17 protein-coding genes are annotated in these 22,811 nt (G+C 74.9%); 13 read left to right on the top strand and 4 right to left on the bottom strand.

Annotated elements, in window-relative coordinates:
- Positions 1-213 precede the first annotated feature (213 nt).
- From OHB09_RS14190 to OHB09_RS14140, 11 genes are all read left to right on the top strand, one after another.
- Entirely contained in the window at positions 214-1,185 is a 972-nt protein-coding gene (locus OHB09_RS14190) for an STM4015 family protein (protein ID WP_167794940.1), read from the top strand.
- Between the two features lie 114 nt (positions 1,186-1,299).
- Positions 1,300-3,636: a wHTH domain-containing protein gene (locus tag OHB09_RS14185; RefSeq protein ID WP_328922066.1), complete on the top strand. Its 2,337-nt coding sequence runs from the start codon at positions 1,300-1,302 to the stop codon at positions 3,634-3,636.
- 196 nt (positions 3,637-3,832) lie between these two features.
- On the top strand, positions 3,833-4,807 hold the full coding sequence (locus tag OHB09_RS14180; RefSeq protein WP_328918817.1) for an EamA family transporter: 975 nt from the start codon (positions 3,833-3,835) through the stop codon (positions 4,805-4,807).
- Between the two features lie 255 nt (positions 4,808-5,062).
- Positions 5,063-5,872 carry a TIGR03084 family metal-binding protein gene (locus OHB09_RS14175; protein ID WP_006144002.1) on the top strand — a complete coding sequence of 270 codons (810 nt, stop codon included), beginning with the start codon at positions 5,063-5,065 and terminating at the stop codon, positions 5,870-5,872.
- An 86-nt stretch (positions 5,873-5,958) separates the two neighbouring features.
- On the top strand, positions 5,959-7,794 hold the full coding sequence (locus OHB09_RS14170; RefSeq protein WP_213088818.1) for an acyclic terpene utilization AtuA family protein: 1,836 nt from the start codon (positions 5,959-5,961) through the stop codon (positions 7,792-7,794).
- On the top strand, positions 7,791-9,389 hold the full coding sequence (locus OHB09_RS14165) for an acyl-CoA carboxylase subunit beta (protein WP_191854788.1): 1,599 nt from the start codon (positions 7,791-7,793) through the stop codon (positions 9,387-9,389). The genes OHB09_RS14170 and OHB09_RS14165 overlap by 4 nt, the downstream gene beginning before the upstream one ends.
- 13 nt (positions 9,390-9,402) lie before the next feature.
- The gene (locus tag OHB09_RS14160) at positions 9,403-11,274 is read left to right on the top strand and encodes an ATP-binding protein (RefSeq protein ID WP_328922065.1); all 1,872 of its coding nucleotides are present in this window, start codon (positions 9,403-9,405) and stop codon (positions 11,272-11,274) included.
- A 219-nt stretch (positions 11,275-11,493) separates the two neighbouring features.
- Positions 11,494-12,654 (top strand): acyl-CoA dehydrogenase family protein, encoded by a 1,161-nt coding sequence (locus OHB09_RS14155; protein WP_006143998.1) that lies wholly within the window; start codon positions 11,494-11,496, stop codon positions 12,652-12,654.
- A gap of 27 nt (positions 12,655-12,681) precedes the next feature.
- Positions 12,682-14,247 carry a 4-coumarate--CoA ligase family protein gene (locus OHB09_RS14150; RefSeq protein WP_328918820.1) on the top strand — a complete coding sequence of 522 codons (1,566 nt, stop codon included), beginning with the start codon at positions 12,682-12,684 and terminating at the stop codon, positions 14,245-14,247.
- Positions 14,244-14,993, top strand: a complete 750-nt coding sequence (locus OHB09_RS14145; RefSeq protein ID WP_319116726.1) for an enoyl-CoA hydratase family protein — start codon at positions 14,244-14,246, stop codon at positions 14,991-14,993. Before OHB09_RS14150 ends, OHB09_RS14145 begins: the two co-directional genes overlap by 4 nt.
- A 55-nt stretch (positions 14,994-15,048) precedes the next feature.
- A complete protein-coding gene (locus tag OHB09_RS14140; RefSeq protein ID WP_234526563.1) occupies positions 15,049-15,645 on the top strand; it encodes a TetR/AcrR family transcriptional regulator in 597 nt (198 codons plus the stop codon).
- Positions 15,646-15,668: 23 nt separating this feature from the next.
- Here the strand turns inward: OHB09_RS14140 and OHB09_RS14135 are convergent, their stop codons facing one another.
- Positions 15,669-16,544 (bottom strand): alpha/beta fold hydrolase, encoded by an 876-nt coding sequence (locus OHB09_RS14135; RefSeq protein ID WP_006143994.1) that lies wholly within the window; start codon positions 16,542-16,544, stop codon positions 15,669-15,671.
- A gap of 599 nt (positions 16,545-17,143) precedes the next feature.
- A complete protein-coding gene (locus tag OHB09_RS14130; RefSeq protein ID WP_006143993.1) occupies positions 17,144-17,836 on the bottom strand; it encodes a metal-dependent transcriptional regulator in 693 nt (230 codons plus the stop codon).
- A 245-nt stretch (positions 17,837-18,081) separates the two neighbouring features.
- Between OHB09_RS14130 and OHB09_RS14125 the strand changes: the two genes are divergently transcribed.
- Positions 18,082-18,852 carry an SIS domain-containing protein gene (locus OHB09_RS14125; RefSeq protein ID WP_006143992.1) on the top strand — a complete coding sequence of 257 codons (771 nt, stop codon included), beginning with the start codon at positions 18,082-18,084 and terminating at the stop codon, positions 18,850-18,852.
- Positions 18,853-19,131: 279 nt separating this feature from the next.
- Here the strand turns inward: OHB09_RS14125 and pdxH are convergent, their stop codons facing one another.
- Positions 19,132-19,770 (bottom strand): pyridoxamine 5'-phosphate oxidase, encoded by a 639-nt coding sequence (pdxH, locus tag OHB09_RS14120; RefSeq protein WP_040897147.1) that lies wholly within the window; start codon positions 19,768-19,770, stop codon positions 19,132-19,134.
- A gap of 270 nt (positions 19,771-20,040) precedes the next feature.
- On the opposite strand from pdxH, the gene OHB09_RS14115 reads away from it, so the two are divergent.
- Positions 20,041-21,159: a citrate synthase 2 gene (locus OHB09_RS14115; protein WP_093595401.1), complete on the top strand. Its 1,119-nt coding sequence runs from the start codon at positions 20,041-20,043 to the stop codon at positions 21,157-21,159.
- A gap of 58 nt (positions 21,160-21,217) precedes the next feature.
- Here the strand turns inward: OHB09_RS14115 and OHB09_RS14110 are convergent, their stop codons facing one another.
- The gene (locus OHB09_RS14110) at positions 21,218-22,681 is read right to left on the bottom strand and encodes a PAS domain-containing protein (RefSeq protein WP_006143989.1); all 1,464 of its coding nucleotides are present in this window, start codon (positions 22,679-22,681) and stop codon (positions 21,218-21,220) included.
- Positions 22,682-22,811: the final 130 nt, after the last annotated feature.

The raw sequence follows: 22,811 nt of genomic DNA, 5'->3' as shown, positions 1-22,811 counted from the left end.
AGGGGCGGGCGCGGTCACCGGTGGCGGCGCACGGCGAGCCACCAGGAGGAACGGTACGCCTCCGCCCGAGCCCCGGGCCGCGCGGCCGACCGGGCCGGCGGTGCGCCGAGTCGTGCGCCGGGGCGTGCGTCGTCCGGCGCGGCGGGACCGATGTCGGTGGGCACTGCTAGACATGCGCATCCGATACCGACACCCCAACACGCAAGGACCGCAATGGAGTTCCTCGCCGATGTGCCGTGCCACCCGATCTCGGTGGACCACCTCAGCACGTTCCACGGACTGCCCGTCCACACCTTCCCCGGGCTCGACGACGCCCGGCCGCTGCCGGAGGACCCGGGCTCCGTCGCGTGGCGCCTCAGCTTCGACGACGGGGAGACCGACGAGGAGTACTGGGACCGCTTCCTCGCCACCGTGCCGCCGGAGTCGGTGCGCGCGCTCGTCTTCGGATACCCCTGGTACGGGATCGACGACACGGAGGACGGCGCGATCACCCCGCTGGTCGAGGCCGCCCCCCGGCTGACCTCCCTGGAGGCGGTGTTCCTCGGTGACGTCGTCGCCGAGGAGAGTGAGATCTCCTGGATCGAGCACGTCGACCTCACCCCGTTCCTCGCGGCCCACCCCCGGCTGCGCGAACTCGGCGTGCGGGGCGCCCAGGGACTGGTGTTCCCGGCGGCCGGTCACGAGGGGCTGCGGACCCTGCGCTTCGAGACCGGCGGGCTGCCCTCCTCGGTCCTGCGCGACGTACTGGCCGGCGACCTGCCCTCGCTGGAGTGCCTGGAGTTGTGGCTCGGGAGCCAGTGGTACGAGGGCGACGTGAGCGTGGCGGACCTCCAGCCGCTGCTGTCCGGCGGGCGGCTGCCCGCGCTGCGGCATCTGGGGCTGCAGAACAGTGAACTGCAGAACGAGATCGCCGCCGCCGTGGCCCACGCGCCCGTGGTGGCCCAGTTGGAGTCCCTGCGGCTGTCGATGGGCGTCCTGGACGAGACGGGCGCCGAGGCCCTGCTCGGCGGACAGCCGTTGACCCATCTGCGCTACCTGGACCTGCGGGACAACTTCCTCCCGGACGCCATGCTGCTGCGCCTCTGGGAGTCGCTGGAACCGGCGGGTGTGCGGGTGGACCTCTCCCCGCAGAAGAAGCCGCGCCGCCGTGACCCCGAGGAGCGCTACATCACCGTGGCGGAGTGACCCGCCCCGCCCCCGCACCCGTCCCTCCGGCACCCGCCCCGCCCCCGCACCCGTCCCTCCGGCACCCGCCCCGCGCCCACGAGCCGTACCCGCGCCCTTCCCCGAGAGGCCGACATGCCGCACGACGCCCAGCCCCCCGCCACCGACCACGACCGGCGCCTCACCAGCGTCGGGGTGGACGCCGAGGCCCCCTGGCTCGACCCGGCCGCCCCCGTGCCCCTGGGGCACCTCGTGCGCGCGGCGGAGGTGTGCCGCACGGAACCCGCCGAGGTCCGCTCCCGCCTCGCGGAACTCGGGTACCAGGTCCCCTCCGCCGCCCGAACCGCCACGCTGACCAGGGACGACGTCAGCCTGCTCCGGCGCAGTGACACCGTCCGGCACTGGCTCGGTCCCGAGGACGCCCCGTACGTGCGGGGCCATGTGCTGTGGGTCGCCGAAGGCCTGAAGAAGTCACCCGCCGAGGTCGCGGTCCGGCTCGCCGAGCTCGGGCAGCCCGCACCCGCGCCCGAGAGCCTCCCGGAGACCGTGGAGTACGGCGACCTGGACATGACCCGCTCCAAGGACCGGCTCATCCCCGACGACGTGCCCGTGCCCCTGTCCCACCTGCTGGCGATCGCGCCCTTCGGTTCGAAGGGGGAGGACCTGGGACAGCGCCTGGCGGAGGTGGTCGCGGTGCGCGAGCGCCTCCTGGCCTTCGGCTACCTGGTCGACCCCGCCGTCATGGAACTCACGGCCGAGGACCTGGTCCTGCTCACCGAGGACCAGGACGGGCGCCGCCCCGCGCTCGACCCCGCCCGGCCCGTGCCGCTCACCCACCTCCTGCGCGCCGCCCACGCACTGGACCGCTCCCCCCAGGACCTCGCGGACCGGCTGCGCCTCTTCGGACACCACCGGCTGCCCGCGGGCCCGCTGCCCGCCGCCGTGACCCGCGAGACGGCGGAGGCCCTCGTCCGCGGCGACGGCGAGCGGCTCGCCGACGAGGACCCCGAGTGGTTCCCCCACCTCGTCGAGGTCGCGGCCCGCACCGGGCGGGCACCCGCCGAACTCGCGGACCACCTGCGCGCGCTCGGCTTCGCCGTCCCCCACGAGTACCTCCCCGCCGAGGTCCGCGAGGGCGACACCGGTCTCCTGTGGCGTGGGCGGGTCGCCGGGAAGCCCTTCGACCTGGCGCGCACGCGGCCCGTGCCGGTGGGCCACGTGCTGTCCGGGGCGCACGACCGGGGCGTGTCCGCCGCCTCGGTCGCCGCCCGGCTGCGGGAACTGGGCTACACCCACGTCCCCGCGGTCCCCGACCGCTGCCTCACCGACGAGGACGTGCGGCTGATCCGTGACGACGTGGAGTACGGCCTGCGGGTGCCGGCCGACACCGTCCGCCTCGGCCGGCTCGTGCGGGCCGCGGCCGACGAGGGCATCGGCCTGCGTGAGGCGGCCGAGCGCTACCGGGCCCTCGGCTACACCGATGTCGACCTCCCGCCGGGCCCGCTCCCCGAGCGCGTCGACGAGCGGGACGCCCGTCTGATCGAGAGCGACGAGGCGTGGCCGTCCTCGGACCACGCCTTCCGCGTCCCGTACGTGGTGCGGCGGGCCGACGCCCTCGGGATCGCCCCCGCCGCGGTCGCGCGCCGACTGGGCGAGCTGGGCTTCCGCGAGGTGCCCGGGGGGCTGCCGGAGACGGTGCACCGCGGCGACCTCGCGATGATCAGCGAGGACGCCCGGCCGGGCGGCGAGCCCCTGCCGCCCACAGGGGTCGCGGCGGGACACGTCCGGCACGCCGCCGACGTCCTGGGCATCGGCGTCCACGAGGTCGCGGACCGGCTGCTCGCCCTCGGCTGGGAGCCGGACGTCCGGCCGGAGCCCGGCGACGAGGTGATCGTCAGCCGGGACGCCGACGGACGCGCGCCCTGGCAGGGCTGGGGAGCGGGCCTCGGGCACGTCCTCCTCGCGGCGAGGGCACTCGGCCGCAGCCCGGAGGAGATCAACGAGCGCAGCACGGAACTGGGCCGGGAACGGCAGCCGCTGCCCGACGCCGAGGGCTTCGAGGACGAGGACGTCGTCCTGCTCGGCGAGAACCTGGACGGCCGCGGACCCTGGCTGCCGTGGGGGGCGTCCCCGTCGCTGGAGCACGTGCTGCGGGCCGCGCGGGTCACCGGCCGCACCCCCGAGGAGGTCGGGGACCGGCTGCGGCGGCTGGGCCACCGGGTCAGGGTCCCGGCCGGGATCGAGGTGGACGACATCGAGGTGCTGCGGGCCCTGCCGAGCCGCTACGACGGGCACGTCCGGGACACCGGGGAGGTGCTCGGCGTCGCGAGCCGGACGGGCAGGAGCCCGGCGGAGGTGGCCGCGCGGCTGTCGGTGCTGGGCATCGCCCACCCGGACCTGGACTTCCCGGCCCGCCGTCCCGCCCCGAGCCCGCCCCGGACCCGCCGGGCGAGCACGGCGGGAGACGCGTGAAGAGGCGAGTAACGAGTTGACCGGAGCGGGGCCGCGGTCGCATGGTCAGGGGTGCGGAGGCGTACGGTGCTGACGTAGTGCATTCTCCTGGACTGCGAAGTCCATCAGGGTGCACTATGGCGACGCATGCGCTTCCGAGCCGTCGCTGCGCCCGCAGCCCCGCCCCGGTTCCGTTCCGACGTCCCTGGAAGGCCCCGTGACCACCCCCAGCGCCGCCACCCCGCCCGCCGCCTCCGGGACGGCGGCCGATGCCGGCCCCGCGGCGGCCCCGGGCCGACGGGGCTCCCTGGGCCCCGTCGGACTGGTGCTCGCCGGCGGGATCTCCGTGCAGTTCGGGGCCGCCCTCGCGGTCAACCTGATGCCACGTGCCGGCGCGCTCGGCGTGGTCACGCTGCGGCTGGCGATGGCCGCGGTGCTGATGATCGTCGTCTGCCGCCCCCGGCTGCGGGGCCACTCGCGCGCCGACTGGGGCACGGTCCTGGCGTTCGGCCTCGCCATGGGCGCGATGAACGGCATGTTCTACCAGGCCGTCTCCCGTATCCCGCTCGGCCCCGCCGTCACCCTGGAGGTGCTCGGCCCGCTCGCCCTGTCCGTCCTCGCCTCGCGCCGGGCGGTCAACCTCGTCTGGGCCGCGCTCGCCCTCGCGGGCGTCTTCCTCCTCGGCGGCGGGGGCTTCGAGGGTCTCGACCCCGCCGGGGTCGCCTTCGCGCTCGGCGCCGGCGCGATGTGGGCGGCGTACATCGTCTTCAGCGCGCGTACCGGGCGCCGTTTCCCGCAGGCCGACGGGCTGGCGCTGGCGCTGGTCGTCGCGGCGGTGCTGATCACGCCGCTGGGGATCGCCGAGTCCGGTTCCAAGCTGCTGGTGCCGACGACGCTGGGGCTGGGGGCGGCGGTGGCGTGCCTGTCCTCCGTGCTGCCGTACACCCTGGAACTGCTCGCGCTGCGCCGGCTGCCCGCCTCGACGTTCGCGATCCTGATGAGCCTGGAACCCGCCCTCGCCGCCCTCGCGGGCTTCCTGATCCTGCACCAGTCCCTCAGGCTCCCCGAGGTGCTGGCCATCGCCCTCGTCATCGCGGCGAGCATGGGCGCGGTCCGCACCCAGGTCGGCCGGGGCGAGCGGCGGGGCCGCCGGGACCGGCGGGTGACCCCGGAGTCCGGCGTCAACGCCTGAGCCCTCCGCACGGCCCCCGTACCGGCCGCACGGGGTCGGCACCGCCCGCGCGGCGCCCGCACCGGTCCGTGCGGCGGAACGGCCGGGGTGCCCGCGTGCCGGCGCGGGGCCCGGGAAACAACCGGCCGGAAAGCATGCAAGCACGCTTGCTTGTTTTCCGGGCCGCTGCCATGCTCCCTCGCACACCGCCGCGCCCCCGGGCCGGCGGCGCACCGCCGAGCTCGTGCCGTGTCCGTGCCGGAAGGGGAGCGCCCCGTGTCCGATCCGACGCCCGTGCTGGACGACCTGTACGAGGAGAGCGAGGAGCTGGACCGGCTCGTCGCCGACCTCCCGGCGGAGCGGTGGCGCCGGCCCACCCCCGCGCCCGGCTGGAGCATCGCCCACCAGATCGCGCACCTGGCCTGGACCGACCGCTCCGCGCTCGTCGCCGTCACCGATCCGGACGGCTTCGGCGCCCTCGTCGAGCAGGCGGTCGCCGCGCCCGGCACCTTCGTGGACCGGGGCGCGGAGGAGGGCGCCGCACACCCGCCGGACGTGCTGCTCGCCGACTGGCGCGAGGGGCGCGCGGCCCTGCGGAAGGCGCTGTGCGCCGCGCCCCCCGGCGCCCGCTTCCCCTGGTACGGGCCGCCCATGTCGACCGCCTCCATGGCCACCGGACGGCTCATGGAGACCTGGGCCCACGGCCAGGACGTCGCCGACGCGCTGGGTGTCACCCGCACCCCCGCCCTCCGGCTGCGGCACATCGTGCGGATCGGCGTGCGGGCCCGCGACTTCGCCTTCCTGACGCACCAGCTCGCCCCGCCGGCCGAGGAGTTCCGCGTCGAGGTGACCGCGCCGGACGGCACGCTCTGGGCGTACGGGCCCGAGGACGCCGCCCAGCGGGTCACCGGCCCGGCGCTCGACTTCTGCCTCCTGGTCACCCAGCGCGCCCACCGCGCCGACCTCGCGGTCCGGGCCGAGGGGCCGGAGGCCGACCGGTGGCTGGACATCGCCCAGGCCTTCGCGGGCCCACCGGGCGCCGGACGCGCCCCCGGGAGCGGCCGCCCCGGGGGAGCCCGCCCGTGACCGGCGCCCGGGGAACGGACCCGAGCACCGCCCGTGCCACCGGCCCGGCGAGGGCCCCGGCGCCCGGCACCCCGCCGCCCGCCCCGCTGCGCATAGGCAACGCCTCCGGCTTCTACGGCGACCGCTTCTCCGCCCTGCGCGAGATGCTCATCGACGGTCCCCTCGACGTCCTCACCGGCGACTACCTCGCCGAACTGACCATGCTGATCCTGGGCCGCGACCGGCTGAAGGACCCCACCGCCGGGTACGCCCGCACCTTCCTGCGCCAACTGGAGGAATGCCTCGGCCTCGCGCACGAGCGGGGCGTGAGGATCGTCAGCAACGCCGGGGGACTCAACCCCGCCGGGCTCGCCGAGGCCGTCCGCGCGCTCGCCGGACGGCTCGGCATCCCCGTCCGCGTCGCCCACGTCGAGGGCGAGGACCTCACCGCCGCCCACCCCGGCACCCTCGCCGCCCACGCCTACCTCGGCGGGCACGGCATCGCGGCCTGCCTGCGCGAGGGCGCCGACGTCGTCGTCACCGGGCGGGTCACCGACGCCGCCCTCGTCACCGGGCCCGCCCTCGCCCACTTCGGCTGGGCGCCGGACGACTACGACGCCCTCGCGGGCGCGGTCGTCGCGGGCCACGTCCTGGAGTGCGGCGCCCAGGCCACCGGCGGCAACTACGCCTTCTTCACCGCCCACCCGCGCGCCCGGCTGCGCCACCCCGGCTTCCCGCTCGCCGAACTCCACGCCGACGGCAGCGCCGTCCTCACCAAGCACGAGGGCACCGGCGGCGTCGTCGACCTCGGCACCGTCACCGCGCAGCTCCTCTACGAGACGGCGGGCGCCCGCTACCCCGGCCCCGACGTCACCGCCCGCCTCGACACCGCGCGCCTCAGCCAGGAGGGGCCCGACCGGGTCCGTGTCGAGGGAGTGCGCGGGGAGCCGCCACCGCCCACCCTCAAGGTCGGCCTCAACCGCCTCGGCGGCTTCCGCAACGAGGTCGTCCTCGTCCTCACCGGGCTCGACGTGGCCGAGAAGGCCGCCCTGGTCAGGGAGCAGATGGAGGACGCCTTCGCCGCCGGCACCCGGCCCCGCGAGGTGCGCTGGGACCTCGTCCGCACCGACCGGCCCGACGCCGGCACGGAGGAGACCGCGAGCGCGCTGCTCCGGCTCGTCGTCCGCGACCCGGACGCCGACACCGTCGGCCGGGCGTTCAGCGGCGCCGCCGTCGAACTCGCCCTCGCCAGCTACCCCGGCTTCCACGTCCTCGCGCCCCCCGGCAGGGCCACCCCCTACGGCGTCTTCGAGGCCGCCTACGCCGACCGGGACACCGTGCCCCACCTCGCCGTCCTGCCCGACGGCCGCCGCCTGACCGTGCCCCCGCCGCCCGGCAGCCGCCCGCTGGAGGTGGTGCCCACGCCCGGGCTGCCCGAGCCCCTGCCGCCCGGCCCGGTGCGGCGGGCGCCGCTCGGCCTGGTCGCCGGGGCCCGCAGCGGAGACAAGGGCGGCGATGCCAACATCGGCGTCTGGGCGCCCACCGAGGAGGCCTGGCGCTGGCTCGCGCACACGCTGACCGTCGACCGGCTGCGGCGACTGCTCCCCGAGACCGCGGACCTCGCCGTCACCCGGCACGTCCTGCCCAACCTGCGCGCGCTGAACTTCGTCGTCGCCGGAATCCTCGGCGAGGGCGTCGCCGCCCGGGCCCGCTTCGACCCCCAGGCCAAGGCACTCGGCGAATGGCTGCGCTCCCGCCACCTGGACATCCCGGAAGCCCTGCTCACCGGCAGCCCGGACGCTCCGCCGGCCCACACCGCGGAAGCCCTCCCGGCCGACGCCCCGCCCGCGCCGCCGCCGCGCGCCCAAGCACCGACGACCACCGAAGCACCGACGACCACCTCAGCGCCGCCGACCACCGAGAACCCGGAGGCCGCCCCATGACCGTCCTCGCCTCGTCCCTGGACACCGGCGCCCCCGAGTACGCCGAGAACCGCGCCGCCATGCGGGAGAAGCTCGCCGCGCTGGAGGCCGAGCACGCCAAGGCGCTCGCGGGCGGCGGCGAGAAGTACGTCGAGCGGCATCGCGCGCGCGGCAAGCTGCTCGCCCGGGAGCGCATCGAACTGCTCCTGGACCCCGACACCCCGTTCCTCGAACTGTCCCCGCTCGCCGCGTGGGGCAGCGAGTACACCGTCGGCGCCTCCCTCGTCACCGGGATCGGGGTGGTGGAGGGCGTGGAGTGCCTGATCACCGCCAACGACCCCACCGTGCGCGGCGGCGCCAGCAACCCCTGGTCGCTGAGGAAGGCCCTGCGCGCCAACGACATCGCGCTCGCCAACCGGCTGCCCTGCGTCAGCCTCGTGGAGTCCGGCGGCGCCGACCTCCCCTCGCAGAAGGAGATCTTCATCCCGGGCGGGGCCGTCTTCCGCGACCTGACCCGGCTCTCCGCCGCCGGAATCCCCACGATCGCCGTCGTCTTCGGCAACTCGACCGCCGGGGGCGCGTACATCCCCGGCATGTCCGACCACGTGATCATGGTCAAGGACCGCGCCAAGGTCTTCCTCGGCGGCCCGCCCCTGGTCAAGATGGCCACCGGCGAGGAGAGCGACGACGAGTCCCTCGGCGGCGCCGACATGCACGCGCGGGTCTCGGGCCTCGCGGACCACTTCGCCCTCGACGAGCCGGACGCCCTGCGCCAGGCCCGGCGGGTGATCGCCCGCCTCGACCACCGCAAGGCGTACGGCGATCCGGGCCCCGCCGAACCGCCGAAACACGACGAGGAGGAGCTCCTCGGGATCGTCCCCGAGGACCTCAGGACGCCCTTCGACCCGCGCGAGGTCATCGCCCGCCTCGTCGACGGCTCCGACTTCGACGAGTTCAAACCGCTGTACGGGCCCAGCCTGGTCACCGGCTGGGCCGCCCTGCACGGCTGCCCCGTCGGCATCCTCGCCAACGCCCGGGGTGTGCTGTTCAGCGCCGAGTCGCAGAAGGCCGCCCAGTTCATCCAGCTCGCCAACCAGCGCGACATCCCGCTGCTGTTCCTGCACAACACCACCGGCTACATGGTCGGCGCCGAGTACGAGCAGGGCGGCATCATCAAGCACGGCGCCATGATGATCAACGCCGTCGCCAACTCGAAGGTCCCGCACCTCTCCGTCCTCATGGGCGCCTCCTACGGCGCCGGCCACTACGGCATGTGCGGGCGCGCCTTCGACCCCCGCTTCCTGTTCGCCTGGCCCAGCGCCAAGTCCGCCGTCATGGGACCCCAGCAGCTCGCCGGCGTCCTCTCCCTCGTCGCCCGCCAGTCCGCCGCCGCCAAGGGCCGCCCCTACGACGACGAGGCCGACGCCGGGCTGCGCGCGATGGTGGAGCAGCAGATCGAGTCCGAGTCGCTGCCCCTGTTCCTCTCGGGGCGCCTCTACGACGACGGCGTCATCGACCCGCGGGACACCCGCACCGTCCTCGGCCTGTGCCTGTCCGCGATCCGCACCGCCCCCTTCGAGGGCGCGCGGGGCGGCTTCGGCGTCTTCCGGATGTGAAGGGGAGGGACCAGTGATCACTTCGCTGCTCGTGGCCAACCGGGGCGAGATCGCCTGCCGGATCCTCCGCACCTGCCACGCGCTCGGCATCCGCACCGTCGCCGTGTACTCCGACGCCGACGAGGACGCCCTCCACGTCCGCACGGCCGACACCGCGGTACGGCTCCCGGGCGCGGCACCCGCCGACACCTATCTGCGCGGCGACCTGCTCCTCGCGGCCGCCCGCGCCGCCGGGGCCGGGGCCGTCCACCCCGGCTACGGCTTCCTCTCCGAGAACGCGGACTTCGCGCGGGCCGTGGGCGAGGCGGGGCTGACCTGGGTCGGGCCGCCCCCGGAGGCGATCGAGGCGATGGCCTCCAAGACGCGCGCCAAGCGGCTCATGGGGATCGACCCGCTCACCGAGGTCATCGAGGCGGACCTGCCGGTGCTGGTCAAGGCCGCCGCGGGCGGCGGCGGGCGCGGCATGCGGATCGTCCGCCGGCTCGCCGACCTCGAGGCCGAGAAGGCCGCCGCACGCGCGGAGGCGCGCGCCGCCTTCGGCGAGGACGAGGTCTTCGTCGAGCCCTATCTGGCGAGCGGCCGGCACGTCGAGGTGCAGATCCTCGCCGACACCCACGGCACCGTCTGGACGCTGGGCACCCGCGACTGCTCGCTGCAGCGCCGCCACCAGAAGGTCGTCGAGGAGGCCCCGGCACCCGGACTGACCGAGGACCTCACCGAGGAGCTGTACGCGCTGGCCGAACGGGCCGCCCGCGCCGTCGGCTACACCGGCGCCGGGACCGTCGAGTTCCTCGTCGCCGACGGACGCGCGCACTTCCTGGAGATGAACACCCGACTCCAGGTCGAACACCCCGTCACCGAGGCGGTGTTCGGCCTCGACCTCGTCGCCCTGCAACTGCGGATCGCCGAGGGCCGGGCGCTCGACAGGTTCCCGCCCCGCCCCCGCGGCCACGCCGTCGAGGCCCGCCTCTACGCCGAGGACCCCGCACGGGACTGGGCGCCCGCCACCGGTACCCTGCACCGGCTCGCCGTCCCGGACGGCGTCCGGCTGGACACCGGATACGCCGACGGGGACGAGATCGGCGTGCACTACGACGCCCTGCTCGCCAAGGTCGTCGCCCACGGCGAGACCCGCGCGGAGGCGGTGCGCCGGCTCGCGGGCGCGCTGGAACGGGCGGAGGTCCACGGGCCGGTGACCAACCGCGAGGTCCTCGTCCGCTCGCTGCGGCACGAGGAGTTCGCCGAGGCCCGCATGGACACCGGGTTCTACGAGCGGCACGCCGCCGCCCTCACCGTCCCCGCCCCGGACCCGTGGGCACCGCTGGCCGCCGCCCTCGCCGAGGGCGCCGGCCGCTCCCGGTTCGGCGGCGCCTGGCGCAACGTGCCCTCGCACCCCCAGGTCAAGCGGTACCGCACGGCGGGCGAGGAGCACGAGGTCCGCTACTGGTACCGCCGCGACGGGGTGGCCGTGGAGAGCGGCGCGACCGGCGGGGCCGGCGAGGTGCGGGTCCTCCGGATCGCCGCGCACGAGGTGGTTCTGGAGGTGGACGGGGTCCGGCGCACCTACCCCGTCGCCCGGTACGGGGAGGACGGCGTCTACGTCGGCAACACGCTCCTGCACCCCGTGTCCCGGTTCCCCGAGGCCGCCGTCGAGCGCGTCCCCGGCTCCCTGCTCGCCCCGATGCCCGGCACGGTGGCCCGGCTCGCGGAGGGCGTGCGCGAGGGGGCGCGGGTGGTGGCGGGGCAGCCGCTGCTGTGGCTGGAGGCGATGAAGATGGAACACAGGATCACCGCCCCGGCCGCGGGCACGCTGACCGCCCTGCCCGCCGCCCCCGGCGACCAGGTCGCGCCGGGCTCCCTGCTGGCGGTGGTCAAGGAGGAGTAGCGCACGGCCCCTTGGCGGCCCCGGGTCCGTGGGGGCCGTTCGCGCAGTTCCCCGCGCCCCTGAATCGGGCTACCAGGGGTGCGGGGCACTGCGCGAGCAACCACGAACGACCCGCGGCCGCCGAGCGACAAGGTCCCCCACCCCCTCTCGCGCCGCCCGCACGCACCCCGAGGTCCCGCACCCGACGCACACTCGCACCCGCATCCCCCGAGGAGCCACATGCCTCCCGTCATCGAGACCGACGACCACAAGGCCCTGCGCGCCGCCGTCGGCGCGCTCGGCCGACGCTACGGGCGGGAGTACTTCACCCGCACCGTCGCCGAGGGCGCCCACCCCACCGCACTGTGGAAGGAGGCCGCCGGCCTCGGCTACCTCGGGGTCAACCTGCCGGAGGCGTACGGCGGCGGAGGGGCCGGGATCACCGAACTCTCCCTCGTCCTGGAGGAACTCGGCACCGCCGGCTGCCCCCTGCTCATGCTGATCGTCTCCCCGGCGATCTGCGGCACCGTGATCGCCCGCTTCGGCACCGAGGAGCAGAAGCGGGACTGGCTGCCCGGCCTCGCCGACGGCAGCCGCGTCATGGCCTTCGGCATCACCGAGCCCGACGCCGGCTCCAACTCCCACCGCCTCACCACCACCGCCCGCCGCGAGGGCACCGACTGGATACTCACCGGCCGCAAGGTCTTCGTCTCCGGCGTCGACCTCGCCGACGCCACCCTCATCGTCGGCCGCACCGCCGACGCCCGCACCGGCCGCCTCAAGCCCTGCCTGTTCCTCGTCCCGCGCGAGGCGGAGGGCTTCACCCGCCGCCGCATCGACATGGAACTCAGCGCCCCCGAGAAGCAGTTCGAGCTGACCCTCGACGAGGTCCGGCTGCCCGCCGACGCCCTCGTCGGCGACGAGGACGCGGGCCTGCTGCAGCTCTTCGCCGGACTCAACCCCGAGCGCATCATGACCGCCGCCTTCGCGATCGGCATGGGCCGCTACGCCCTCGACCGCGCCGTCGCCTACGCCCGCGAACGCTCCGTGTGGCAGCAGCCGATCGGCGCCCACCAGGCCATCGCGCACCCCCTCGCCGTGGCCCACATCGAACTCGAACTCGCCGGGCTGATGACGCGCAAGGCCGCCCATCTGTACGACGCCGGGGACGACGCCGGCGCCGGGGAGGCCGCCAACATGGCCAAGTACGCCGCCGCCGAGGCCTGCGTGAAGGCCGTCGACCAGGCCGTGCACACCCTCGGCGGCAACGGCCTCACCAGCGAGTTCGGGCTCGCCTCCCTCGTCAACGCGGCCCGTGTCGCCCGGATCGCGCCGGTCAGCCGGGAAATGATCCTCAACTACGTCTCCCACCGGACACTGGGCCTGCCGAAGTCCTACTGAGGACCGGCGACGGCACGAGGAGGAACCGTGTACCGCAGCCAGTACGCAGACGTACCCGCCCTCGAACTCCCCATCCACGAGGCCGTCCTGGGCCGGGCCGCGGAGTTCGGCGAGGCGCCCGCACTGATCGACGGCCTCGACGGCACCACCCTCAGCTACGAGCAGGTCGACCGCTTCCACCGGCGGCTCGCCGCCGCCCTCGCCGAGGCCGGGGTCCGCAAGGGCGACGTCCTCGCCCTGCACAGCCCCAACACCGTCGCCTTCCCCACCGCGTTCTACGCCGCCACCCGGGCCGGCGCCGCCGTCACCACCGTGCACCCGCTCGCCACCGCCGAGGAGTTCGCCACACAACTGCGCGACTCCGGCGCCCGCTGGATCGTCACCGTCTCCCCCCTGCTCGACACCGCCCGCGCCGCCGCCGAACGCGCGGGCGGCGTACGGGAGATCTTCGTCTGCGACAGCGCGCCCGGCCACCGTTCGCTCATCGACATGCTGGCCGGCACCGCGCCCGAACCCGTGGTCGACCTCGACCCCGCCGAGGACCTCGCCGCGCTGCCGTACTCCTCCGGCACCACCGGCACCCCCAAGGGCGTGATGCTCACCCACCGGTCGATCGCCACCAACCTCGTGCAGCTCGAACCCCTGGTGCCGACCGGCCCCGGCGAACGCATCCTGGCCGTTCTGCCCTTTTTTCACATCTACGGTCTGACCGCGCTGATGAACGCCCCGCTGCGGCGGGGCGCCACCGTCGTCGTCCTGCCCCGCTTCACGCTCGACACCTTCCTCGCCGCGATCGAGAAGCACCGCATCACCAGCCTCTACGTGGCCCCGCCGATCGTCCTCGCGCTCGCCAAGCACCCGGCGGTCGCCCAGTACGACCTCTCCTCCCTCCGGCACGTCATCAGCGCCGCCGCCCCGCTGGACGCCGTCACCGCCGCCGCCTGCTCCCGGCGGCTCGGCCTGCCCCCGGTCGGCCAGGCCTACGGCATGACGGAACTCTCCCCGGGCACCCACCTCGTCCCCCTCGACGCCACCGACCCGCCCCCCGGCACCGTCGGCAAGCTCATCCCCAGCACCGAGATGCGGATCGTCTCCCTCGACGACCCCGGCAAGGACCTCGGCCCCGGCGAGCGCGGCGAGATCCTCATCCGCGGACCCCAGGTGATGAAGGGCTACCTCGGCCGCCCCGAGGACACCGCCGCCCTCGTCGACGCCCAGGGTTGGCTGCACACCGGCGACGTCGGCCACGTGGACCCCGAGGGCTGGCTGTACGTCGTCGACCGGGTCAAGGAACTCATCAAGTACAAGGGCTTCCAGGTCGCCCCCGCCGAACTGGAGGCCCTGCTGCTCATCCACCCCGGCATCGCCGACGCCGCCGTCACCGGCACCCCCGACGCCGAGGGCAACGAGATCCCGCACGCCCACGTCGTCCGGCAGCCCGGCGCGGAGCAACTCACCGAGACGGAGGTCATGCTGCACGTCGCCGAACGCGTCGCCCCCTACAAACGCGTCCGCCGTGTCACCTTCGTCGACCGGGTGCCGCGCGCCGCCTCCGGGAAGATCCTCCGCCGCGAACTCAGGGAGCACCCGTGACCACCGCCGTGCCCGTGACCCGCTCCCGGGACCGGGGCATCACCACCCTCACCCTCGACTCCCCGGCCAACCGCAACGCCCTGTCCGCCGGCCTCGTCGCCGCCCTCGACACCGCGCTCGCGGAGTGCGGCGCCGACCCCGGCGTACGGGCCGTCGTCCTCACCCACACCGGCACCACCTTCAGCGCGGGCGCCGACCTGCGCGAGCCACCGCCGCCCGAGGCGCTCACCGCCCTGCTGCGCCGCATCGTCGAACTGCCCCGGCCCGTGATCGCCCGGGTCACCGGACACGTCCGCGCCGGCGGCCTCGGACTCCTCGGCGCCTGCGACATCGCGGCCGCCGCCACCACCGCCGACTTCGCCTTCACCGAGGTCCGCGTCGGCGTCGCCCCCGCCGTCGTCTCCCTGCCCCTGCTGCCCCGCGCCGACCCCCGCGCCCTCGCCCTGCACTGCCTCACCGGGGACCGCTTCGACGCCGCCGAGGCCGTCCGCACCGGACTGCTCACCCTCGCCGGCGAGGACGTCGACACCGTCCTCGCCCCCGTCCTCGACGGACTGCGCCGCGCCTCCCCGCAAGGGCTCGCGGAGACCAAGCGGCTCCTCACCGCCCGCGTACGGAAGGCCTTCGACCGGGACGCCGAGGCCCTGACCGCACTCACCGCACGGCTGTTCTCCTCCCCGCAGGCACGCGAGGGGATGACCGCCTTCCTCGAACGACGGGACCCCGTGTGGACGGAACTCGCATGAACGGGACGGGACGCCCCGAGGCAGGGGCGACGGGCACCGCCGGGACGCGCGCGGCATGGTGACCGCGCCGGACCGCGCCCCCAAGCAGGACCGCAGCCGGGCCACCCGGCAGCGGCTGCTGGCCGCCGCCGTCGCCTGCCTCGCCGAACGCGGCTGGGCCGGCTCCACCGTCAGCGCCGTCGCCGAACGCGCCGGCGTCTCCCGGGGCGCCGCCCAGCACCACTTCCCGACCCGCGAGGACCTGTTCACCGCCGCCGTCGAGTACGTCGCCGAGGAACGCTGCCAGGCCCTGCGCGCCCTCTTCCCCGAGGGCGCCGCCGGCGACCGGCGCGCGGTCGTCGCCGCCCTCGTCGAGGGCTGCACCGGCCCCCTCTTCCGGGCCGCCCTGCACCTGTGGATGGCCGCCTCCGCCGAGGAGCAGCTGCGCGGCCGCGTCACCGAACTGGAGGCCCGGGTGGGCCGCGAGACCCACCGTGTCGCCGTCGAACTCCTCGGCGTCGACGAGTCCCGCCCCGGCGTCCGCGAAACCGTCCAGGGCCTCCTCGACATGGCCCGCGGCCTCGGCCTCGCCCGCCTCCTGACGGACGACACCGCCCGGCGGGAACGGGTCGTCGAGCAGTGGGCGGGGGTGATCGAGGGCGTGCTGGGCTGACGGGCGCCGCCCCGGCGCGCCCCTCAGGCGTCGGCCCCCGTCAGGACCTCCTCCAGGAACGGCTCGACCGCCGCGCGCCAGGCCTCCGGCTGGTCGTAGTGCACGAGATGACCGGCGTCGGCGACCTCCGCGTACCGGCCGCGCGGCAGGACCCGGACCATCTCCTGCGACTCCGCCCGCCCCAGCTGGCCGTCCAGGCCCCGGACCACGAGTGCCGGGCAGCGCACCTGCGCCAGCTCCTCCCAGTGCGCGTCGTACACCCACGTCTCGCGCGACCTCAGCATCTGCGCGGGCGTGAAGACGGGACGCCAGCCGTCCGGCGACTCGTGCATCACCTCGGCGTAGAACTCGCCGCGTGCCGGACTGGGACGCTCCACCCACGGGTCGTCCTCGCCGAACCACTTGCGGACGTCGGCGAGCGTGGCGAACGGCAGCGGCCAGGTGCGGAACCAGTCCTCCCACTCCCGCTGCGAGGCGGCGCCCAGCGCCGAGGCCCGCATGTCGCAGATCACCAGACCGCGCACCAGGTCGGGGCGGGCGGCGGCGAGCTGCCAGGCGGTGAGGGCACCCATCGCGTGACCGATCACCACGACCGGGGCGAGCCCGAGCTGCTCCAGCGCGGCCGCCGCGTCCTCGACGTAGGCCTCACGGGTGTGGGCGGCCGCCGGCGGCTTCTCGCTCTGCCCGTGACCGCGCTGGTCCAGGGCCACGGGGCGGTACCGCTCGGCGAGCCAGCGCGCGGTGGCCGTCCAGTGCGAGGCGCGCCCCATGAGGCCGTGCAGTAAGAGCACACCGGGCCGGTGCGCACCGGCCGGATCCTCGTCCTTGGGCGGGTCGCCGAACTCCCAGGCCGCGAGGCGTACGCCGCCGCTCCCCGTCACGTCGATGCGCCGCACCATCGTTCTGGCACCCCCTGGCTCCCCCCCGGGCCGACCCACGCTCCGCGTGGCCGGTCCGGACGCTCCTCGTGCTGTTGCCGCCGTGCTGGTTCGTCCTGCTGCTCGGTCCTGCTGGTTCGTTCTCCGCAGGTGCTCACGCTATCGAAAGCGCATTCGAAAATGGGCTTTCGCTCGTCAACACCCCTCCTTCGAGTGACACCGGTCGGGGATTGGCCGCCGCCACCGGGGGGAGATCTTCAGCGGGCGGACCGCTCGGGGAAAAACGGTCCGAGGGGGATGACCCTGGGAGCTCGGGGCTCCGGGTCAGCACAGGGGAGGACAGGCCCCGGCGCCACAGAGCGCCGGGGCCCTCTCCGTGCCCGCGGGATACCCGGCACATCGTCCCGCTCCCTTCCCCGGCCGCACGGCCCCGTCGTCCGAGCCGGCCCCAGAGCTCCTCAGGTCATATGCCTCACCCGACAGCGTGGCACGGGAACGGGGTTCGCGCTGCCATTCGGCACACAGAAAGTGCGCGGGGCGGGCAATCGGTCACCCGGCGCGTGAGCGCGACCCGCCCGGGCCGCCCACGCGCCCGGACACCGCCCCGGGGACGACCCGCGTCAGCGCTTGGCCACGAAGACGTGCGAGGCGACCTCCGACTCCAGCTCGGCCGCCTCCCCGCTGCTGCCCACCAGGACGCCCCCGGCGGACTCCGTCACGCTGACCACCGAGCCCGGCTGCACACCCGCCCGGCGCAGCGTGTACATGAGCTGCGCGTCCGTCTGGATCGGCTCCCCGATGCGCCGCACGACCACGGTCTTGCCCTCCAGACCAGGGTCCAGGTCGGCCAGCGAGACCATGCCCTCGTCCAGGAACGGAACCGTGCCGTCCTTCTCGCCCAGCTCCTCAAGACCCGGGATCGGATTGCCGTAGGGCGATTCGGTCGGGTGCCGCAGCAGCTCCAGCACGCGCCGCTCCACCGCCTCGCTCATCACGTGCTCCCAGCGGCAGGCCTCCGCGTGCACCTGCTCCCACTCCAGCCCGATCACGTCGACGAGCAGGCACTCCGCGAGCCGGTGCTTGCGCATGACCCGCGTGGCCAGGCGCCGGCCCTCGTCGGTGAACTCCAGGTGCCGGTCGGGCGCCACGGACACCAGTCCGTCGCGCTCCATCCGCGCCACCGTCTGGCTGACCGTCGGCCCGCTCTGGTCGAGCCGTTCGGCGATACGGGCGCGCATCGGCACGACGCCTTCTTCCTCGAGCTCGAGGATGGTGCGGAGATACATCTCCGTGGTGTCGATCAGTCCGGACATACGTGCCCCTCGATTGAGATCTGCCGGAGGCTGGCGGCCTCACGGCGTGTGCGCTGGCCCTGGACTCAATTCTGACGCATCGCACCGACAACCGTGCCGCGCCGGAAGAACGGTCATCGCGGACCCCTCGCGCACCCCGTATTGACACGGCCCTGGTCCGGACCGCACCGTGATCCGCGACATGGCCGGACTCCCGCGGGCACCGGCCGCGCAACTAAGCGTCACGAAGGTGAGGGGCGTCGCCGATGAGCCAGGGGACGGGGGGCGCGAAGGCGCCGGGCGAGCGGTTCCTCGACGCCGCGATCGCGCTGCTGCGACAGGTGCGGGACGAGGAGTCCGAGTGGATCACCGCCGCCGGCGAACTGATCGCCGACACCGTCGCCGCCGGCGGCCGCCTCTTCGCCTTCGGCGCCGGACACTCCGCGCTGGCCGCCCAGGACGTCGTCTACCGCGCCGGCGGACTCGCCCTGATGAACCTGCTCACCGTCCCGGGGCTCACGGGTGTCGACGTGCGGCCCGCGACACTGGGCTCCGCACTGGAACGCGTCGACGGCCTCGCCGCGGCCGTCCTCGACGTCGGCCCCCTGCGCGCCGGCGACCTGCTGGTGATCATCTCCCTCTCCGGCCGCAACGCCCTTCCGGTCGAGATGGCGACCCACGCCCGCGCGCGCGGCGTCAAGGTCATCGGCGTGACCTCGGTGGCCTACGCGGAGAAGACGACTCCCCGCCACTCCTCCGGCACCTTCCTCAAGGACCACTGCGACGTCGTCCTCGACTCCCGCATCCCGCTCGGCGACACCGTGCTGACCCAGGACGGGATCGACGCCCCCTTCGCCCCCGCCTCCACGGTCGTCACCAGCGCCCTGATGCAGGCCGTGATCGCCACCGCCGCCGTCACCCTCGCCACCCGCGGCCACACCCCACCCATGCTCCGCTCCGGCAACATCGACGGCGGCCTCGAATGGAACGACCGCGTCTTCGAGGAGTACGCGGACCGGATCTTCTACCGGGACTGAGGGCGCCGGAAAAAAAGGGTTGAAGGCGTGTCGGACAGTTCCTAGTGTGATGAGCACACTGAAGGGAGGTGGTTCGGCAGATGTATGCATACCGGACGCGTGAGGTGGCTGCGGGCCAGTAGCCCGCCGTCGTACTCGGTTCGGCGCCGGACCAGCGCGTGTGCGTCACGCGCGACCGGCCAATCCAACGCAGTCACCCGGCCCGTGGGCTCGCCGGTACGTCCGGCCGGCTCCTCGTCTTCGGACGAGGACCTGAGCCCGCGGGCCGTCTGCGTGCCCTCAGGGGCTCAGGCGATCGACCCGCCAGGTGCCGTCCGGTGCGGCCGTGTACCGCAGGCGGTCGTGGAGGCGGTTGGCGCGCCCCTGCCAGAACTCGACCGTGTGCGGGGTGACGCGGAAGCCGCCCCAGTGGGGCGGCACGGGGACCTGCTCGCCCTCCGGGTAGCGGGCGCCGAGGTCCTCGTACGCCGTCTCCAGGACCTCGCGGGAGGGGATCACCGTGGACTGGGCGCTCGCCCAGGCACCCAGGCGGGAGCCGTGCGGGCGGGTGCGGAAGTAGGCGGCGGTCTCCTCGCGGCCGGTGCGCCGGGCGGTGCCGGTGACGAGCACCTGGCGGGCCACCGGGTGCCAGGGGAAGAGCAGCGAGACGTGCGGGTTCGCGGCCAGCTCCCGGCCCTTGCGGGAGTCGTAGTTGGTGTAGAAGACGAAGCCGCGGGTGTCGTAGCCCTTCATCAGGACCGTGCGGGAGCTGGGGCGGCCCTCGGTGTCGGCGGTGGAGACGACCATGGCGTTGGGCTCGTAGAGCAGGCCCCGCACGGCGGCACGGGCCGCCTCCCCGAACCAGCGGTCGAACTGGTCCATGGGATGGGCGGCGAGTTCCTCCTCGTCGAGGCCCTCGGCGCGGTAGTGGGCCCGCATCGCGGCGGGATCGGTGGGGACGACGGCCGGCTCGCCGCTCCCGGCCGCCCGTTCCGCCCGGGCGGCGGCGCGTTCGACCAGGGGTTCGCCGGCGGGTTCGTCCGGGATGTGCTCGCTCACGCGGTCATCCTGCCGCATGGCGGCCGTCGGCGGCGGGGTGTGGCGGGTTCCCTCCGCTCCTTGGCACGCAGTGCCGCGACTACTCCCCAAAGGTGGCACTCTGGGACTATCGTGCTGCCTTCCTGTCCGCACAGACCGAGGAGCCGCCTCATGTCCGACTTCGTACCCGGGCTCGAAGGAGTCGTCGCGTTCGAGACGGAGATCGCCGAGCCGGACAAGGAGGGCGGGGCGCTCCGGTACCGCGGTGTCGACATCGAGGAACTGGTCGGCCAGGTGTCCTTCGGCAACGTCTGGGGACTGCTCGTCGACGGCGCCTTCAACCCCGGTCTGCCGCCCGCCGAGCCGTTCCCGATCCCCGTGCACTCCGGTGACATCCGGGTGGACGTGCAGTCCGCGCTGGCCATGCTGGCGCCGGTGTGGGGGCTGCGGCCGCTGCTCGACATCGACGCCGAGCAGGCGCGCGCCGACCTGGCCCGCGCCGCCGTGATGGCGCTGTCGTACGTGGCCCAGTCCGCGCGCGGCCAGGGCCTGCCGATGGTGCCGCAGCGGGAGATCGACAAGGCGCACTCGGTCACCGAGCGGTTCATGATCCGCTGGCGCGGTGAGCCGGACCCCAAGCACGTGGCCGCCGTCGACGCCTACTGGAGCTCGGCCGCCGAGCACGGCATGAACGCCTCCACGTTCACCGCCCGCGTCATCGCCTCCACCGGCGCGGACGTGGCCGCCGCGCTGTCCGGCGCGGTCGGGGCCATGTCGGGTCCGCTGCACGGCGGGGCGCCCTCGCGGGTGCTCGGCATGATCGAGGAGATCGAGCGGACGGGCGACGCGGTCGGGTACGTCAAGCGCGCCCTCGACCGCGGCGAGCGGCTGATGGGCTTCGGGCACCGGGTGTACCGGGCGGAGGACCCGCGTGCCCGGGTGCTGCGGCGGACGGCGCGGGAGCTGGGGGCGCCCCGGTTCGAGGTCGCCGAGGCGCTGGAGAAGGCGGCCCTGGAGGAGCTGCACAACCGCCGCCCGGACCGGGTGCTCGCCACGAACGTGGAGTTCTGGGCCGCGATCATGCTGGACTTCGCGGAGGTCCCGGCGCACATGTTCACGTCGATGTTCACCTGTGCCCGCACGGCGGGCTGGTCGGCGCACATCCTGGAGCAGAAGCGCACCGGACGTCTGGTCCGGCCCTCGGCCCGCTATGTGGGACCGGCCTCGCGGAGCCCGCACGAGGTGCCGGGATACGAGGACATCTCGGTCGTCCGGGCGGAGGCGCGGTAGGCCCGCCAGGGCGGCCCGTCCTCCGGCCCGTTCCCCCTTCCGTCCTCCGGCCGGCCGGTCAGTCCGGTGTGCGGGTGGTCGCCGTGGCCAGGTCGACGCAGAGCGCGATGCGGGCCGCCACGTCCTCCGCGTAGAGGGCGTCGGGGCGCTCGAAGGGGGCGCGGGCGCCGGAGCGCAGGAACGTCACCACGCCGAGGGTGCGCCCCCGGTTGCGCAGCACCGCGCACAGCGCGTGCACGGTGTCCGGGGGCCACTGCCGGGAGCGGGCCCATTCGCGGGCCCGTTCCGTGTCGGCCCGCCCGGCGCTCGCCCGCACCGAGCCGTTGCGCTCGGCGCACTGCACCGCCGGGTGCGTCTCCCCGTAGTGCATCGGCAGCCCGGCCGCGCCCGCGAGGACGCTGGGCCCCGGGGTGCCCGAGGGGGTCGAGGCGGCCCGGACCAGCCGTACGGGCACCTCGGGGTCGTCGGCCGCCGGGGGGCCGGAGACGCGGTCGATCAGCGCGTGGTCGGCGAAGCCGGCGAGGGCGAAGTCCAGGTGGACGGTGGCCGCCTCCCACGGGTCCTCGCACTCCGCGGCGGTCCGTGCCGCGCGGTGCGACTGATTGGCCCGGAACCGGGTCTGGGAGGCCTCCTGCTCGCGCTGCCGCGCCTCGGTGACGTCCTGGAAGAGCCAGCCCACGCCGAGCGGCACCGGCTCCTCGGCGAGCGGCGAGGCCAGCCGCAGGAAGCCGTTGCGCCAGCAGCGCCGCTGCTCGCCCTCGGGGGTCCGTACGCTCACCCACATCTCGGCGGGCGCGGGCGGCGCGCCCTCGCCGAGCACGTGCGCGAGCGCGCTCTCCAGTTCCTCCACGCCCTGCGCGAGCAGTTCGCCGAGCGGCCGGCCGAGCACCGAGGTACGGCCCACGCCCAGCAACCGGGCGGCGTGCGTGTTGACGACGGCGGGCCGCAGGTCGGCGTCGACGAGGACCACGCCCCAGCCGGCGTCCTCCAGCAGGGCCTCGCTCAGCGCGATGGACCGCTCCAGGTCGATCTGCGTGTGCACCTCGCTGAAGGCGCAGTACACCCCGGCGGGGGTGCCGTCCGGGCCGCGCACGGCGGCGGACTGGGTGCGGACGAGGACCCGGCCGCCGTCCTTGGTGACCAGCGCGAACTCGTGCACCTGGCGGCCGGGCGCGCGCATCGCGGACATCAGGCGCCGTTCGACCTCCTCGGCGTCGGCGCTGCGGGCGGCCCAGCCGGCGAAGCCCTGCCGGCCGACGGCCTCGGCCGCCGTCCAGCCGAGGATGCGTTCGGCCTCGCGGTTCCAGTGGGTGACGACGCCGTCCGCGTCGAAGGCGCACAGGGCGGCGTCCATGCCGTCCAGGAGGGCGGCGAGCAGGTCGGAGCCGTCCGGGCCCGCGGGTTCGGACGCGTCGTCCGGGCCTTCGTGATCGGGAGGGCGGGGGCCACCGCCGTGACCGGTGGGCTCGGGCTCGTCGGGCCCCAGCTCGTCGGTGGTCCCACTATGCCGGGAAGCACTCACCTGGACCCCCTGCCGGCCGCGCCCGCGTTCGCGGGCGCGTTGGTTCGTTGCTCGCAATCATTCAACGTGAACGTGACTCAGCACACAGCGGGTTCCCGCAATGTGGGAGGCAATCGTTGCACGAGGGGTC

It is taken from the genome of Streptomyces griseoaurantiacus, assembly GCF_036189845.1.
In the GTDB taxonomy this organism is placed as follows: Bacteria; Actinomycetota; Actinomycetes; order Streptomycetales; family Streptomycetaceae; genus Streptomyces; species Streptomyces griseoaurantiacus.
This window is presented reverse-complemented; position numbering and strand designations above follow the sequence as displayed.

Excerpts from the sequence above, each read along its gene's own strand:
- OHB09_RS14190 (WP_167794940.1), top strand. The coding sequence starts at position 214 with ATGGAGTTCCTCGCCGATGTGCCGTGCCACCCGATCTCGGTGGACCAC.
- OHB09_RS14185 (WP_328922066.1), top strand. The coding sequence starts at position 1,300 with ATGCCGCACGACGCCCAGCCCCCCGCCACCGACCACGACCGGCGCCTC.
- OHB09_RS14165 (WP_191854788.1), top strand. The coding sequence starts at position 7,791 with ATGACCGTCCTCGCCTCGTCCCTGGACACCGGCGCCCCCGAGTACGCC.
- OHB09_RS14155 (WP_006143998.1), top strand. The coding sequence starts at position 11,494 with ATGCCTCCCGTCATCGAGACCGACGACCACAAGGCCCTGCGCGCCGCC.
- OHB09_RS14140 (WP_234526563.1), top strand. The coding sequence starts at position 15,049 with ATGGTGACCGCGCCGGACCGCGCCCCCAAGCAGGACCGCAGCCGGGCC.
- OHB09_RS14135 (WP_006143994.1), bottom strand. The coding sequence starts at position 16,544 with ATGGTGCGGCGCATCGACGTGACGGGGAGCGGCGGCGTACGCCTCGCG.
- OHB09_RS14130 (WP_006143993.1), bottom strand. The coding sequence starts at position 17,836 with ATGTCCGGACTGATCGACACCACGGAGATGTATCTCCGCACCATCCTC.
- OHB09_RS14125 (WP_006143992.1), top strand. The coding sequence starts at position 18,082 with ATGAGCCAGGGGACGGGGGGCGCGAAGGCGCCGGGCGAGCGGTTCCTC.
- pdxH (WP_040897147.1), bottom strand. The coding sequence starts at position 19,770 with ATGCGGGCCCACTACCGCGCCGAGGGCCTCGACGAGGAGGAACTCGCC.
- OHB09_RS14115 (WP_093595401.1), top strand. The coding sequence starts at position 20,041 with ATGTCCGACTTCGTACCCGGGCTCGAAGGAGTCGTCGCGTTCGAGACG.